This is a genomic window from Geobacter sp. FeAm09 (assembly GCF_008330225.1).
Classification (GTDB): Bacteria; Desulfobacterota; Desulfuromonadia; order Geobacterales; family Pseudopelobacteraceae; genus Oryzomonas.
Window position 1 is genome coordinate 3835673 of sequence record NZ_CP042466.1, and the last position, 14092, is coordinate 3849764.

13 protein-coding genes and 1 pseudogene are annotated in these 14092 nt (G+C 63.5%); all 14 read right to left on the reverse strand.

The genetic code is table 11. The features are described 5' to 3' along the window. Positions 1–13 precede the first annotated feature (13 nt). Positions 14–1366, reverse strand: a complete 1353-nt coding sequence (locus tag FO488_RS18005) for an MATE family efflux transporter (RefSeq protein WP_149211824.1) — start codon at positions 1364–1366, stop codon at positions 14–16. Positions 1367–1465: 99 nt separating this feature from the next. Next, positions 1466–2377: a flagellar hook-associated protein FlgL gene (gene flgL / locus FO488_RS18010; RefSeq protein ID WP_149211825.1), complete on the reverse strand. Its 912-nt coding sequence runs from the start codon at positions 2375–2377 to the stop codon at positions 1466–1468. A gap of 11 nt (positions 2378–2388) precedes the next feature. Further along, positions 2389–3783: a flagellar hook-associated protein FlgK gene (gene flgK / locus FO488_RS18015; protein WP_149211826.1), complete on the reverse strand. Its 1395-nt coding sequence runs from the start codon at positions 3781–3783 to the stop codon at positions 2389–2391. After that, positions 3784–4266: a flagellar export chaperone FlgN gene (gene flgN / locus FO488_RS18020; protein WP_149211827.1), complete on the reverse strand. Its 483-nt coding sequence runs from the start codon at positions 4264–4266 to the stop codon at positions 3784–3786. It lies immediately after the preceding gene. Positions 4267–4275: 9 nt separating this feature from the next. Beyond that, a complete protein-coding gene (locus tag FO488_RS20490; protein ID WP_304598762.1) occupies positions 4276–4404 on the reverse strand; it encodes a rod-binding protein in 129 nt (42 codons plus the stop codon). Positions 4405–4727: 323 nt separating this feature from the next. Then, positions 4728–5821: pseudogene (locus FO488_RS18030) on the reverse strand (flagellar basal body P-ring protein FlgI). Between the two features lie 26 nt (positions 5822–5847). Continuing rightward, positions 5848–6522, reverse strand: a complete 675-nt coding sequence (locus FO488_RS18035) for a flagellar basal body L-ring protein FlgH (protein ID WP_149211828.1) — start codon at positions 6520–6522, stop codon at positions 5848–5850. A gap of 24 nt (positions 6523–6546) precedes the next feature. Beyond that, on the reverse strand, positions 6547–7269 hold the full coding sequence (gene flgA / locus FO488_RS18040; RefSeq protein WP_149211829.1) for a flagellar basal body P-ring formation chaperone FlgA: 723 nt from the start codon (positions 7267–7269) through the stop codon (positions 6547–6549). 50 nt (positions 7270–7319) lie between these two features. Beyond that, the gene (gene flgG, locus FO488_RS18045) at positions 7320–8108 is read right to left on the reverse strand and encodes a flagellar basal-body rod protein FlgG (RefSeq protein WP_149211830.1); all 789 of its coding nucleotides are present in this window, start codon (positions 8106–8108) and stop codon (positions 7320–7322) included. A gap of 40 nt (positions 8109–8148) precedes the next feature. Beyond that, complete coding sequence (gene flgF / locus FO488_RS18050) at positions 8149–8886, reverse strand: flagellar basal-body rod protein FlgF (protein ID WP_149211831.1); 738 nt, start codon at positions 8884–8886, stop codon at positions 8149–8151. A 12-nt stretch (positions 8887–8898) separates the two neighbouring features. Beyond that, the gene (locus FO488_RS18055; RefSeq protein WP_255516536.1) at positions 8899–9648 is read right to left on the reverse strand and encodes a sigma-70 family RNA polymerase sigma factor; all 750 of its coding nucleotides are present in this window, start codon (positions 9646–9648) and stop codon (positions 8899–8901) included. Between the two features lie 3 nt (positions 9649–9651). Next, entirely contained in the window at positions 9652–10578 is a 927-nt protein-coding gene (locus FO488_RS18060; RefSeq protein WP_149211832.1) for a MinD/ParA family protein, read from the reverse strand. Then, positions 10575–11879, reverse strand: coding sequence for a flagellar biosynthesis protein FlhF (gene flhF, locus FO488_RS18065; protein ID WP_370514290.1), 1305 nt, complete (start codon positions 11877–11879; stop codon positions 10575–10577). Before flhF ends, FO488_RS18060 begins: the two co-directional genes overlap by 4 nt. A 19-nt stretch (positions 11880–11898) precedes the next feature. Further along, a complete protein-coding gene (gene flhA / locus FO488_RS18070) occupies positions 11899–13983 on the reverse strand; it encodes a flagellar biosynthesis protein FlhA (RefSeq protein ID WP_149211834.1) in 2085 nt (694 codons plus the stop codon). Between the last annotated feature and the right edge of the window lie 109 nt (positions 13984–14092).

Below are 14092 nucleotides of genomic sequence, written 5' to 3' on the forward strand. Positions count from 1 at the left end.
CCGCCGCAGGCCCCTACAGTGCGATGCCGTGCAGGTCGCGTCGGTGGTATCTCCAGGCAAAGGCCGCCCCGCGGAAGTACCAGTCGATCAGAAAGACCCCCCACACGGCGTACAGGGAGAGGTGCAGCCATTCGGCCGCAACCCACGACAACGCCACCCGTATCCCCCACATGGCCACCAGCGTGACGATGAAGACGTAGAAGGTGTCGCCCGTTCCCCGCAGACTGCCGGCATAGACGAACGAAAGCGCCAGCGGCACCTGGGCGAAGGCCACGAGCCGCAGGAAGACGCTCCCCTTTGCAATGACGTCGCCGTCATGGGTGAACAGCCCGATCAGGTAGTGGGGGGCGCAGAAGAAGACGAGCGCCATGAGGGTCATGACCAGCACGGCCAGCCGCAGCGCTTCGTTGTGGCTGATGCGGGCGCGGCGGAGTTTCCCGGCCCCCAGGGCCTGCCCCATGAGCGTGGCGGCGGCGATCCCCATGCCGGCGCCGGGCATGAAGGAGAGGGACTCGATGGAGACCCCGATCTGGTGGGCGGCGTAGGCGCCGGTGCCGTAGCCGATGATGAAGCTCGCATAGAAGAGCTGGCCGCTCTGCTGGGCGACCCGCTCCAGGGCCACCGGCCAGCCCACCCGCCAGATCCTGCCGAAAAGCGGCCCGTCCGGCCGGCCGAAGGTGAGATGCCCCTTGCGCACCGCCTGGACCAGCAGGTAGGAACAGCCGACGAATTCCGAACTGTTGATGGCGATGGCCGCCCCCTCGACCCCCAGCGCCGGCAACCCGAAGGTGCCGTAGATCAGCGGCCAGGCCAGGGCGACGTGCAGGATGTTGACCAGGATGACCGCCTCCATGGGGGTGCGGGTGTCCCCGGAGCCCTGCATGATGGCGGAGAGGATGTTGAGGCCGGTGGTCCACACGAGGCCGAGAAACACCAGGCGGATGTAGTCGGCGGCCAGGGCCTGGACATCGGACGCGGCGCCCATCATGCGGGCGATGTCGCCTCCCCAGGCGGCCCCCGCCGCCGTGCAGACCGCCGTCATGGCCAGGCAGGCGAGGCAGCTCGCGAAGGCCGCCCGGCGGGCCTCCTCGCGCCTGCCGGCGCCCCACAGATGGGCGATCACCACCGTGGCTCCGGTGGCCAGCCCCCAAAACACGGTCATGGTGACGAACATCAGGAGCTGCCCCAGCCCGGTGGCGGCGATGGAGGCGGCCCCCAAACCGCCGGTCAGGAAGATATCGACGATGGATACCAGCCTTTGGAACAGCGAGGAGAGGAGCACCGGCATGGAGAGGCGGAAGACGTCGCGCCGGATGGAAACCGGCTTGGGCCGGCGCGGGATGGTTGTGGGGAAACGAAACGGCATGGTTCAGTATACGGCCCGCCTCTCACGGACTCAAGGCATTTGAGATAAAAAAAGCGGGGCCGTGAAGGCCCCGCTTGGCGGACAGCGGCGCAGGACGGCTCAGAGATAATCCAGGAGCGACATCTGGGAGATCTTGGCCGTGGCGGACAGGGCGGCACTGAAGGCGTTCTGCTGCTGGGTCAGCTGCACCCCCAGCTTGGCCAGATCGACGTACTGGATATTGCTGGCGATATCTTCCAGGGTGTTTTTGTTGCTGGTATTCATCTTGGTCATGTTCTCGAGCCGTATCATCCGCGCGGCCAGGTCGCTCTGGGCGTTGGCGATCTGCTTGGCGCCGGTTTCCAGGTCTTTCGCCCCCTGCTGGATGGCGGTCACGTTGCTCGGGGTGGTGCTGTCCCCCACCGCCGCGATGAGGTTGTCGAAGGTTTGCAGGATATCCGTCGTGCCGTAGCTGGGGCTCGTGCCGGTCCCCTTGAGGACCCGGTCGCCGGTGAGGTTCATGGCCTGGGTGGAATTCTGGGCCACCTCGATCTGGAGCTGGGTGCCGTCGCCCGCATAGGTGTTGTTGGCGGTGTTGAACGGCGGCGTGCTGCTGTCGGCCCCCCCGAAGACGTACTGGTCCCCCGACTGGGTGTTGGCCATATCGATGATCTGCTTCTTGAGCGCCACCAGCTGGTCGTTCACCGTCTGGCGTTCCGTGGCGTCGTTGCTGCCGCTGCTGACGCTGTTGACCAGGGATTTGGCCTGGGCCAGGAAATCGGATATGCCGGTCAAAGCGGTATTGGTGACCGTCATGAAGGTGTTGGCCTTGGTGATGTTGCTCGAATACTGGTCGGTGGCCTTGAGCTTGTCGCCGATGTCCATCAGTATCCTGGCCGCGATCGGGTCATCGCTCGGGCGGTTGATATTCTGCTCGGTCGTGGACAGTTCCTGCAGCTTGTCGAGCCGGGAACGCCCCTGCTGGAGGTTGTAAATGGCATTATTGGCGGTCATGTTCGAGGTAATGCGCATGGCGGCAGCTCCTAACGTATGAGTCCGATGACCGTGTCCATCATGTCGGTCGCGGTGGTGATGATCTTGGATGACGCCTGGTAGGAACGCTGGTATTTCACCAGGTTGGTCAGTTCCTCGTCCAGCGACACCCCTGAATTGGATTCGCGCAGCGTGCTCAGTTGGTTGCTGAACGCCTCGTCCTGGGCCACGGTGTTCTGGCTCGACTGCACATCCAGGCCGACCTTGCTGGCCAGGGAGTTGTAATAGCCGGTGAAGGTGGAGCCCCCCATGGTGCTGGTGTCGTTGAGCAGCGCGGCCATGGCCACGGCGTTGCTGTTGTCCCCCGAGAGGGTGGCGCTCCCCGAGGCCGCAATCTGGTCCGTGCTGGTGAGGGCCGGGTTGATGGCGATCGTTGCCGCGCTTGCGGCGGGGCTGAACATGGCGATGCCCGCCGCGCCGGGAGGCCCGCTGATGTCGAAACCCGCCGCCTGCTGGGCATTGACCTTGGACGCAATCGTGCTCGCCAGGGCATCCACCTGGCTCAGGTAGCCGGGGATGATCGTATCGCGCAGGGCAAGGGTCGCCCCCAGCGCCCCCTGGGTCGGCGTGACCGCTGCCGCGGCGGCCCCGCCGGCGGGCGTCAGGTTGACGTCGTAGAGGCCGGTGGCGGCGTTGGTGGTCAGGGAGAAGGCGCCGGCCTGCTGGCCGGTCACCAGGGCGGCACCCCCGTCCGCGAACTTGATGTCCGTGGTGCCGTCGCTGTTCTCGGTATAGGTGATGCCGATCTGCTTGGAAAGGTTCTGTACCAGCAGGTCCCGCTGGTCCTTCAGCTCGTTGGCGTTGCCGCTTACCAGTTGGGTCGTCTTGATCTGGCTGTTGAGCTGGGCGATATCCTTCAGGGTGGCGTTGATGCTGTCCGTCATGGAGACGAGCGAGGTATTCTGGGTGGTGATGGTGTCGTTCAGGGTCTTGCTGACGGCATGGAAGTCGTCCACCAGGATCTGGGCGCGGGTCAGGACCGCCTGGCGCTCCGCCGTGCCGCCCGGATTGAGGGTCAGGTCCTGCCAGGCCCCGAAAAATTTGGAGATGGCGTCGCCCAGGCCGTCGTTTTTGACCTCGTTGAAGCTGGGTTCGATCTGCTGCAGCACGGTGGATTTGGTCGTGTCGTAACCGAGGGTGGTCTGGCCGGTCACCATCTGCTGTTGCAGCAGGCTGTCGTAGTACCGCTCCACGGTGGTGATGTTGACGCCGGTACCGATGGAGAAACCGTTGGACATGGTCTGGGGCGCGGTCTCCAGGACGGCCCGCTGGCGGGAATAGCCGGGCGTATTGACGTTGGCGATATTCTCACCGGTGACCTCGGTTGCTATCTGGTAGGCGTTGAGGCCGCTCTTGCCGATCTGCATTATGGAATTAAGGCTCATCTATGCCTCCTTGTTGATGATGGACGCGCCCGTCGGGCGCTGCTGCTGGTAGCCGCCCGATGCACCGTACACGCTCGCCTGGTTGAGGAGGCGGGTCAAAAAATTCAGCGAGGTCCCCACCGTTGCCATGAAGCGCTCCGCAATGTCCCGGTTCAGGGCGGCCCGCTCCTGCACCTGCCGGGCCGCGTCATTGAGTTCGCGGTACAGCCGTGGAATCCCCTTCTCCCGGGTTGCGGCGACCACTGCCCCCAGGGTGGCGTCCGGGCCGAGCCCGGCGGCGCGGGCGGCCGCGGCGATCGCCTGGCGCAGGGGGCCGGTATGCGCCTCGATGCGCCCCGTCAGTTCCTCCTTCAGCCGGTTCACCTCCGCCATGGCCTCCAGGTTCATGTCCCCAAGCTCGCGCGTCTCCCGCTCGAGGAGGAGCCGCAGCTCTTCGAGGAGCTGCAACTGGGTCGTGAGTATCTCGGTGAGTGTTTTATCCATGGGCGCTCTTTATTCCCGGGTGTCCGTCTTTTTGCCCGGATTGCGGCTTTCCTGGCGGATGATGTCCTTCTCGATGATGGGGGCGAGCCCCAGGCCGCCCCGCTTGGCTGCGGCCGCGGCATACTCCTGGTCCAGCATGGAGCGGTAGATCTCTTCGCCGTGCCCCCCCCGGTCAGCTTGTCCGTGCCGACCGTCGCCCGCATGGATTTCATCATCATGCCCACGAACAGGGCCTCGAAATCCTGGGACACCTTGCGGGCCTGTTTGAGCTGCTGCTGGCTCAGGCCGGCCGAAGCGCCGCTTGTCTGCCGCTGCAGTTGCCGCGCCTTTTCGGCGGCATTGTCGGTATCGGTTGTTATCGGGGAGATGCCGATATCCATAGCTATTCTTTCTTATCGCCACATCGGCCGCGTTCTTGAGCCTCTGCGGCTAAATAGTTTTCAGCAGGTCGGGACGGGGACTCAGATAATGGACAGGTCCGCCTGCAACGCCCCGGAGGCCTTGATGGCCTGGAAGATGCCGATCAGGTCGCGGGGGGTCACCCCCAACTGGTTCAAGGCCCGCACCACATCGCCGATGCTGGCGCCCTCCGGCATAACCATCAGGCGGCGCGACTCCTCTGTCACCTTCAGTTCGGTACGGGGCACGGTCACCGTTTGGCCGCCGGTGCTGAGCGCCGTGGGTTGGGACACCTGGGGCGTCTCCCTGATCACGAGGGAAAGGTTGCCGTGGGACACCGCCACCGTGGAGATGCGCACGTTCTCTCCCATGACGATGGTGCCGGTCCGCTCGTTGAGCACCACCTTGGCCTGGGTATCGGGGCGCACCTCCAGGGTTTCCAGGGCGGCCACGAACTCCACCGGGCGGTTGGCGTACGCCTCCGGGATCCGCAGGACCACCGAGCCCGGGTCGGTGGTGGTCGCGACGGCCGAGTTGAATTTGGCGTTGATGGCCGTTTCCACGCGGGATGCGGTGGTGAAATCCGCCTTGTGCAGATTGAGGCGCAGGGTCGTCTTGCCCGCCAGCACGTTGGGGATTTCCCGCTCCACAAGGGCGCCGCTGGGGATGCTGCCGGCCGTCGGGTGATTTTTCTGGGCGCTGGCCGCCTGGCCGCCGAAGGCAAAGGAGTTGGTCAGGATCGACCCCTGGGCCACGGCATACACCTGGCCGTCCCCCCCCGAAGGGGCGTCATGATGAGGGTGCCGCCGGCAATGCTCTTGGCATCGCCCAGGGACGACACCATGACATCCAACTGGTTGCCCTGCTTGGTGAAGGGGGGCAGCGTTGCCGTGACCATGACCGCGGCCACGTTTTTCAGCTTGATGGAACCGACGTTGGTGGTGATCCCCATACGCTCCAGCATATTGACGACGGACTGGAGATGGATCGAGGCCTGATCGCTGTCGCCGGAGCCGTTGAGGCCGACGACCAGGCCGTAGCCGACCAGCTGGTTCTCGCGCACCCCTTCGAAGGCCGCAATATCCTTGATCCTGATGGCATGGGCAGTGGAAGCCAGAAACAGGGCGAGCATGGTAAGGACGACTATTGTTCTCATTTCACATCACCTTTGTGCAACGGACCTTAGAAAGGCCAGATCTTGTCGACGATGTTCATCAGCCAGCCCGGGCTTTGCCGGTCGGAGATGATGCCCCGCCCGGAGTAGCTGATCTTTGCGTCGGAAACATAAATGGAGTTGACCACATTGTCCGGGCTGATGTCCCGCGGGCGCACGGTGCCGGTCAGGATGATCTCCTGGTCCTCGTTGTTGACCTTGACGTTTCGCCGCCCTTCGATCAGCAGGTTGCCGTTGGCAAGCACGTCGATCACCTTGGCGGAGATGGTTGCCGTCAGGTTTTCCTGGCGCGAGGTGGAACCGGAGCCGGAAAAGGTCGAATCGACGTTGGCGTTGATCAGCTGGCTCAGGTCCATGTTGCTTTTGAGGATGCCGGCCTTCTCCAGGCCCAGGAAATTGGGCATGCCCGCACTGACCGCCGAACTTCGCCCGGTGGCGGTGTTGGCCTTTTTGGATGCGCTGGCGGTTTCCGAGATGACGATGGTGATGATGTCCCCCCGCCGGCGCGCCTTGGCATCCTCGGTGATGCCGCCCGAGGAGGCCGCCTGCCAGAGGGAGCCGCTGGAATAATCCAGGGGCGCTTTCGGAATCTGCTCGTCGAGGCCGACCGTCCTGATCTCGGTTCTCTGCTCGGCGCAGCCCGCGCACAGCAGCATCAGAAGAAGACATATGCTCCGTTTCATACCGTATCCTTTTTTCCCGTGCACCTAAAACCCCACCTGTACCGTCGTGGCATTGATCACCTTCGCCGGGATCTCCTTGAGTGAGCTCAGGTTCTGCACCATGATGGTGTCCCCCTCCGCGCCGGCACTCCTGGCCCGGCCGGTGACGGTAATCTTCATAACCTCGTTTTCGGCCACAATGGTCACCATCTGACCGGATTTGATCAGGGGGACCTTTTCCACCTGGTCGGTGCGGATGGCGGCATTGGCCTTGATGGGCATCCTCGCCCGCCTGTCGACGACGCTGTCCAGGCTCCGGCTGTACTTGCTCCCCACCGTGGCCACATCCCGCTTCTGCAGCGTCACGTCCGCCCCGGTGATAACCGTGCCGTAGTCAAGCTGCCGCAGGGCGACCACCATATCGGCCAGCGCCTCGACCTCCACCTGGACCGGGATATTCAGCACCACGCGGTCGCGCTGCCGGGCAACCACCGCCAGGTTGGCGCTGCCCCACCCCTCCCACTGCTGCGGGGCCACCACCTCGAAATCCAGCGGCCCCTCCGGCAGGGACGGGTTGCCGTTGACGCTGATCCGCTTGATGCGGATCTCCAGCCCGAGATGGGCGGTCTTCTCCCGGATGTACCCGGACACGGCCTCGTGGACCCTGGCCTCGCCCGCCGAAACCTCCTGCCGCGCCGGGGCCGCCGTCGCCAGGGGCGGCGCCAGGAGGAGACACAAAAGGAATATGCCGATAAATCGTCGTATCATATGTTCGTCCGGTCCTGCTCCGTCGGCGCAGCCATCAAAAAGCCGCCCGATTACCTCTTCATGTTGTTGGCGGTCTGAAGCATCTCGTCGCCCGCCTGTACCGCCTTGGAATTGATTTCGTACGCCCGTTGGCCCACGATCATGTTGACCATCTCGCTCGCCACGTTGACGTTGCTCATCTCCAGGAACCCCTGGGAGATGGTGCCGATGCCGGTCTGCCCCGGGGTGCCGGTGGTGGCGTTGCCGGAGGAATCCGTCTGGAGGAACAGGTTTTTCCCCTGGGCCGAAAGCCCCGCCGGGTTGGCGAACTGGGCCAGCTGGATGTTCCCCACGTTGGTGGGGGCGGTCTGACCCGCCTGGGTCACCGACACGGTCCCGTCGTTGCCGATGCTGATCTTGGTGGCGTTGGTCGGGATGACGACCTCGGGCAGCAGCGGGTAGCCGTCGGAGGTGACGACCCGGCCCGTGCTGTCCTTCTTGAAGGCGCCGGCGCGCGAGTACGCCGTCGTGCCGTCGGGCATCTGGATCTGGAAAAAGCCGTCACCCTCGATGGCCATGTCCAGGTCGTTGCCGGTCTGGGTGAGATCGCCGGAGGTGAAGATCTTGGTGACGGCGGCAAGGCGCGTCCCGAGACCGATCTGGATGCCGGTCGGCACCTGGGTGGTGTTGGTGGACGGGGAGCCGGTCGTCTTCAGGTTCTGGTAGATCAGGTCCTGGAAATCGGCCCGGCTTTTCTTGAAGCCGGTCGTGTTGACGTTGGCCAGGTTGTTGGCAATGACGTCGATATTCGTCTGCTGGCTCTGCATACCCGAAGCGGCGGTCCAAAGCGCTCGTAACATGGTTTCCACTCCTCTTTTCGTTTAATATTGTGAGAATTCCTTACAGTCTGCCCAGATCATTGGCGGCCTTGGTGGCCATGTTGTCGTAACTCAGTATCACCCGCTGGCAGGCCTCGAAGTAGCGGTTGTTTTCGATCATCTGCACCATCTCGCCGACCGTGTCCACATTGGAACCCTCCAGGTGCCCCTGGCGGATCTCCGCCTTGGCGGGCTGGGGCGCGGCGGCCTGCGCATCGGCCGGCACGAACAGCGCGCTGCCCGCTTTCGTCAGCTTATAGGGTTTGGGGAAATCCACCAGGTTCAAGGCCCCTGCCGCGGTGCCGTCCACGGTGATCTCGCCCTTGGCGTTGATGTCGACCTTGCTGCCTTTGATGGTGATTTCGCCCCCCTGCCCCAGAACCGGATAGCCGTCCGTCGTGACCAGCGTTCCGTTCGCGGTCAGCCGAAAATTGCCCTGGCGGGTGTAGGCGGTTCCGCTGGGGGTCGAAACGGCAAAAAAACCGTCGCCGTCGAGGGCCACGTCCAGGGTATTGCCGGTCTGGCTGACCGGACCGCTGGCGTAGTCGATGTAAACGGTCTCCTTCTGCATGATCGGGTCGGCAGTCCTGGCCTGGGGATACGCCGGTGGCGTGGTGGCGCTGGTGACCAACCCCTCGAAGGTCATCTTGTCTTTTTTAAAGCCCGGGGTATTCACGTTGGCCAGGTTGTTGCTGATGGTGTCCATCCGCTTCATGGCCGCGATATTGCCCGAAAGCGCCGAATACATGCCACTGTTCATGTAAAGCCTCCTTTAGTCCCGGTACAGCTTCAGCTTGCTTTTCAGCCGGATCATGGCCTGGCTGAGGAGCTGCGATATGCGCGATTCGGTCAGACTCACGATCGCGCCGATTTCCTTGAGGTTCATCCCCTCGTTGTAGTAGAGCGTCACGGCCAGCCGCTCCTTGTCCGGCAGGGCCTCGATGGCACTCCCCAGCGCCTGGACCAGTTGCATCCGCATGACTTGGTGCTGCGGGCTCTTCTCCTCCTGTTCGCTCAGCACATCCGCCAGGGTGAGCGAGTTGCCCTCATCGTCCTCCCAACTGTCGTCCAGGCTGAGAAAGGTGAGCACATGCACATCGTCCAACAGGTCGAAGTATTCGTCGAGACTGATGGAAAGCGCCTTGGCCACCTCCTCGCTGGTGGGGTTCCTGCCCAGGGCGTGTTCCAGGGTCGTCACTTCCCGCTCCAGGCGCTTGTACTTCTCGCGCATGGAGCGGCTCAGAATATCGTAGGAGCGCAGTTCATCGATAATGGCCCCCCGCACGTGCTGCTCGGCAAAGGTCTTGAACAGCACCCCCCGTGCCGGGTCGAACCTGTCGGCGGCATTTATCAGGCCGATCACCGCCGCGCTCGTCAGGTCCTGGGGGTCCAGATGGGGCGGAAGCTGGGGGACGATACGCCCCACCAGATACTTGACCATGGGCATGTTTTCCATGATCAGGGTATCGCGCAGCATCGGTTCGGCCTCGGCGTAGGGGCAGTTTTGCTTGACGGCGCCCACGCCTTAACCGCCCGTAGGATTATCGAGGAACCGCCGGAAGAAAAACTGGATGTTCCCCTTGAGCCTGGTTTGACGCGTATTTTCGATGACCCTCCTGGCCAGGGTGGTGAAGCAGCCGGCGGCCTCGGAATCGGGGAAGAGGTCGTACACCGCCTTCTGCCGCTTGACCGCCTCCACCACCTTTTCGTCCTTGACGACGCATCCCAGGTAGTCCAGGGAGATGTCGAGAAAACGGCCGGCCACGTTGGCCAGCTTGCGGAACACCTCCAGGGCGTCCTCACTGTCCTTGGCCATGTTGACCAGCACCTTGAAATGATGCTCCGAATACCGCGTCGCCAGGAGCTTGATCAGGGCATACACGTCGGTTATGGAGGTGGGCTCGGGAGAGACCACGACGATGATCTCCTGGGCGGCCACGGTGAAGTAGGTCACATTTTCGGAGATGCCGGCCTCGGTATCCACGATCATGATGTCGAACTGCTCCTCCAGGATGTCGAGTTCGTCCAGCAGCCTGAGCTTGTCGTGCTGGCTCAGGCTGGTGACCTCCTGGACGCCGGAGCCGGCCGGGATCACCTTGATGCCGGCCGGGCCGTCGATGATGATCTCGCTGATGCTCTTCTCGCCGTTGAGCACGTGGTTCAGGTTATAGGCGGGGGAGAGCCCCAAAAGCACATCCAGGTTTCCGAGCCCCAGGTCCGCATCGACGATCAGCACCTGTTTTCCCTGGGCGGACAGGGCCATGGCCAGGTTGGAAACCACGTTGCTCTTGCCCACGCCCCCCTTGCCGCTCGTCACCGAGATGACGCGAATGCCGCGTTCCTCGCCGGCAGCGGCCGTTTCGGAATGCTCCGCCGCGGCGTTTCTCCGGCTCTGCCGGGCCATCTGGCGCAAGGTATCTGCCTGGTCGCCTGTTCCGGTCACCGTGCTCATTCGGACGCCTCCCGCAGGATCATGTCGGCCAGTTTGGCGGAGGTCGCAACTTCGATATCCTCCGGCACCCGCTGTCCGGTGGTGAAATAGGCTATCTGGAGGTTGTCCTTCATCAGCAGGTTGACCATGTTCCCGAAGCTCTCGCTCTCGTCGATCTTGGTGAACACCACCTTGCTGACCTGGAAAATTTTGAAGCGGTTGAGGATCTCTTCAAGCTCCCGGTCCTTGGTGGTGGCGGAGAGGCACAGGTAGACCTCGATCGGGGTCTTGTTGTCGAGAAAGTTCTTCATCTCGTCCAGCTTCTCTTTGTCCTTGTGGCTCCTGCCGGCCGTATCGATGAAGATCAGGTCGCAGGCGGAGTGTTTTTCCACGGCCTTTTCCAGCTCTTTGGGGGTGGAGGCCACCTCCAGGGGGATCCCCATGATGCGGGAATAGGTCTTGAGCTGTTCCACCGCGCCCACGCGGAAAATGTCCATGGTGATGAGCGCCACCTTGTTGCCCCGGTTGAGGGCATACATGGCCGCCAGCTTGGCGGTGGTGGTGGTCTTGCCCACGCCGGTCGGCCCCACCAGGGCGATGATCCGGGGGGAGTTCTTGCGCATCTTGAGGGTGCCGGCAAACTTGATCAGCTTGGAGAACGTGGCCCCCAGGCGGCTCTTGAGGCTCTGGCTGCCGTCCTCGCCCGGCAGGGCGTTGAGGGTGTCCAGGATCCTTCTGATAAGGTCCGTGGAGATGCCGGATTGGACCAGTTCCCGCGCCAGGGGCGAATCCTCGGGCAGCAGTTCCAGCCCGCTCTGGGGCTCCGCCGGGGGCGTTTCCGCCGCATTGGGCCACTGCACCGTCCTGGCGCCCCCTTCCTGGCTTTTGGCCAGGGTGTTGAGCAGGAGTTTCTTGATCTCCTCCAGGTCCTCGCGGGGCACGTTTTTCAGGTTGAAACCGAGGGGCTGGGGCTCTTCCTGGCCTTGGCCTTCCCCCGTGGCCGCCGGCTTCCTTGCTTCGTCCTCGCGCCGGGAGAGGGCATCGACCTTCTCGCGCAACTCCTTGAGTTCCCGCGCCAGGGGGGCGAACATGGAGCCTTCCAACTCCTCTTTCGCCGTCCGCTCCCGTTCCGGCCGGGGACGGGGGGTGGGGACATAGGCCGGGGCGGGGGCCGGCCGCGGCACCGGCTCTATGGCGGCGGTCACGCGATAGACCGACTTGCTGAAAAAGCCGAGAATCCCGCCGGTATTCTCCTTCTTGGTGGACAGGATCATGGCATCCGGGCCGAGTTCGGCCTTAACCATGCGGAGCGCTTCCGCCATACTTGCTGCCTGAAAGGTCTTAACCAGCATTGACGCTTACCACCCCTAGCGACTGGATTTTAATGTTCTGCGGAATTTCATTGTGGGAAAGCACCGCCATGTGCGGCACGAAACGCTCTATCAGCTTCCGGACATGCCGGCGGATGGTGGGCGACGCCAACAGCACCGGCTGCGCGCCGCTCGAACCGAAACGGTCCGCCATGGTGCGGATGGTGGTGATGATCTGCTGGGCGACGCTCGGCTCGATCGCCAGGAAACTTCCCTGGTCCGACGGCTGGATGGCCTCGGCGATGGCGTCCTCCACCTCGCGGTCCAGGGCGATGAGGTACAGGGTGTCGTCGTCCAGCTTGTATTGATCGACGATGAAGCGGCCGAGTCCCTGGCGCACGAACTCGGTCAGCACGTCCGGGTCCTTGGTAAGGCCGGCATAGTCGGCCAGCGTCTCCAGGATGGTGCGCATGTCCCGGATCGACACCCCTTCCCTGAGCAGGGCCTTGACCACCCGCAGGACCGTGCCCAGGTTGAGCTGGTTGGGGATCAGTTCCTCCACGACCTTGGGGGCGCTCACCGCAACGTTGTCCAGCAGTTGCTGAAGCTCCTGGCGCCCCACCAGTTCGTGGGCATAGCGCTTGATGATCTCGCTGATATGCGTCGCCACCACCGTGGTGCTGTCCACGACGGTATAGCCGTTGATCTGGGCCTGGTCCCGGTCGTCGGAGCGGATCCAGACCGCCGGCAACCCGAATACCGGCTCCTTGGTGGCGGTCCCCGGCAAGGCTGCGGTCACCGCGCCCGAATCCATGGCCAGGTACTGGCCGGTCAGCTCGCTGCCGCCGACACGGGCCCCGCGGATAAGCAGATTGTACTCGTACGGCCTGAGCTGCAGGTTGTCGTGGATATGAATGGGGGGAACGACGAACCCCATCTTCTGGGCGTACTGGCGGCGGATCGAACGGATGCGCTCCAAGAGCTCCCCGTCCTGGGAGGCGTCCACCATGGGGACGAGGCCGTAGCCGACCTCCAGTTCCAGCACGTCCAGCGGCCGGATGGTGGAAGCCTGGTCGATGGCCTCCTCGCCGGAGGCGGCTTCGGGCAGCCCCACCTCTTCCACGATCTGGGCCTTTTCCCGCGCCATCTTGCCGGCCAGAAGGGCCACGCCCGAAAGGAGCAGGAACGCGAAGTGCGGCAGGCCCGGAATCAGGGCGAAAAGGAACAACACCCCCGACGAGACGTAGAACGCCTTGGGGTAATTCATGAACTGGCCGGTAATTTCGACGCCGAAGTTGTTCTCGTCGGCCGACCGGGTCACGATGATGCCGGCCGCGGTGGAGATGATCAGGGCCGGGATCTGGGCCACCAGCCCCTCGCCGATGGTCAGGAGGGTATAGTTGGCCAGGGCGGCCTGGAGCGGCATCCCCTGCTGCCAGACACCGATGACCAGCCCGCCGAAGATATTGACCAGGACGATCAGGATGCCGGCCACGGCATCGCCGCGGACGAACTTGCTGGCGCCGTCCATGGAGCCGTAGAAGTCGGCTTCGCGGGAGATCTTGATGCGCCGGGCCTTGGCCTCTTTTTCGGTGATCATGCCGGCCGAGAGGTCGGCATCGATGGCCATCTGCTTGCCCGGCATGGCATCCAGGGTGAAGCGGGCCGTGACCTCGGCCACGCGGCCGGCGCCCTTGGTGATGACCACGAAATTGATGATGACCAGGATCAGGAAGATGACCGCTCCGACGACGTAATTCCCCCCGACCACGAACTGGCCGAAGGCCTTGATGACCGAGCCGGCCGCCTCGACCCCCTCGCTGCCATGCAACAGGATCAGCCGGGTCGAAGCGATGTTGAGGGCCAAGCGGAACAGCGTGGTAACCAGCAGCACGGAAGGGAACACGGAAAAATCGAGGGGGTGCTGCGTGTAGAGGCAGACCAGCAGAATGGAAAGGGCTATGGTGATATTGGTCGCCAGGAACAGGTCCAGGACGAATGCCGGCAACGGGATGATCATCAGCGAAAGCACGCCGATCAGGGCTATCGCCACATAGATATCCGAATTTTTACGGAAGCCCCGTAATTCTATCGCTTCAGTCGTTCCGTTTGCCATTGCCGTTTCCGTTGTCGCTCGTTACCTGGAGGTACCTAAAAAACCATCTGTTTTATGCATTTTCCATGCCGCGCCAGAAGCCGCCCCACGGGGGGCCCGTGGCCGCCGA

What these genes read in the sequence shown, in the direction of transcription:
- flgF (WP_149211831.1), bottom strand. Translation starts at nt 8,886, where the DNA reads ATGAACAGTGGCATGTATTCGGCGCTTTCGGGCAATATCGCGGCCATG.
- flgK (WP_149211826.1), bottom strand. Translation starts at nt 3,783, where the DNA reads ATGAGCCTTAATTCCATAATGCAGATCGGCAAGAGCGGCCTCAACGCC.
- flgL (WP_149211825.1), bottom strand. Translation starts at nt 2,377, where the DNA reads ATGCGCATTACCTCGAACATGACCGCCAATAATGCCATTTACAACCTC.
- flgN (WP_149211827.1), bottom strand. Translation starts at nt 4,266, where the DNA reads ATGGATAAAACACTCACCGAGATACTCACGACCCAGTTGCAGCTCCTC.
- flgA (WP_149211829.1), bottom strand. Translation starts at nt 7,269, where the DNA reads ATGATACGACGATTTATCGGCATATTCCTTTTGTGTCTCCTCCTGGCG.
- flhA (WP_149211834.1), bottom strand. Translation starts at nt 13,983, where the DNA reads ATGGCAAACGGAACGACTGAAGCGATAGAATTACGGGGCTTCCGTAAA.
- flgG (WP_149211830.1), bottom strand. Translation starts at nt 8,108, where the DNA reads ATGTTACGAGCGCTTTGGACCGCCGCTTCGGGTATGCAGAGCCAGCAG.
- FO488_RS18060 (WP_149211832.1), bottom strand. Translation starts at nt 10,578, where the DNA reads ATGAGCACGGTGACCGGAACAGGCGACCAGGCAGATACCTTGCGCCAG.
- FO488_RS20490 (WP_304598762.1), bottom strand. Translation starts at nt 4,404, where the DNA reads ATGCTGGACCAGGAGTATGCCGCGGCCGCAGCCAAGCGGGGCGGCCTG.
- flhF (WP_370514290.1), bottom strand. Translation starts at nt 11,879, where the DNA reads ATGGCGGAAGCGCTCCGCATGGTTAAGGCCGAACTCGGCCCGGATGCC.
- FO488_RS18005 (WP_149211824.1), bottom strand. Translation starts at nt 1,366, where the DNA reads ATGCCGTTTCGTTTCCCCACAACCATCCCGCGCCGGCCCAAGCCGGTT.
- FO488_RS18035 (WP_149211828.1), bottom strand. Translation starts at nt 6,522, where the DNA reads ATGAAACGGAGCATATGTCTTCTTCTGATGCTGCTGTGCGCGGGCTGC.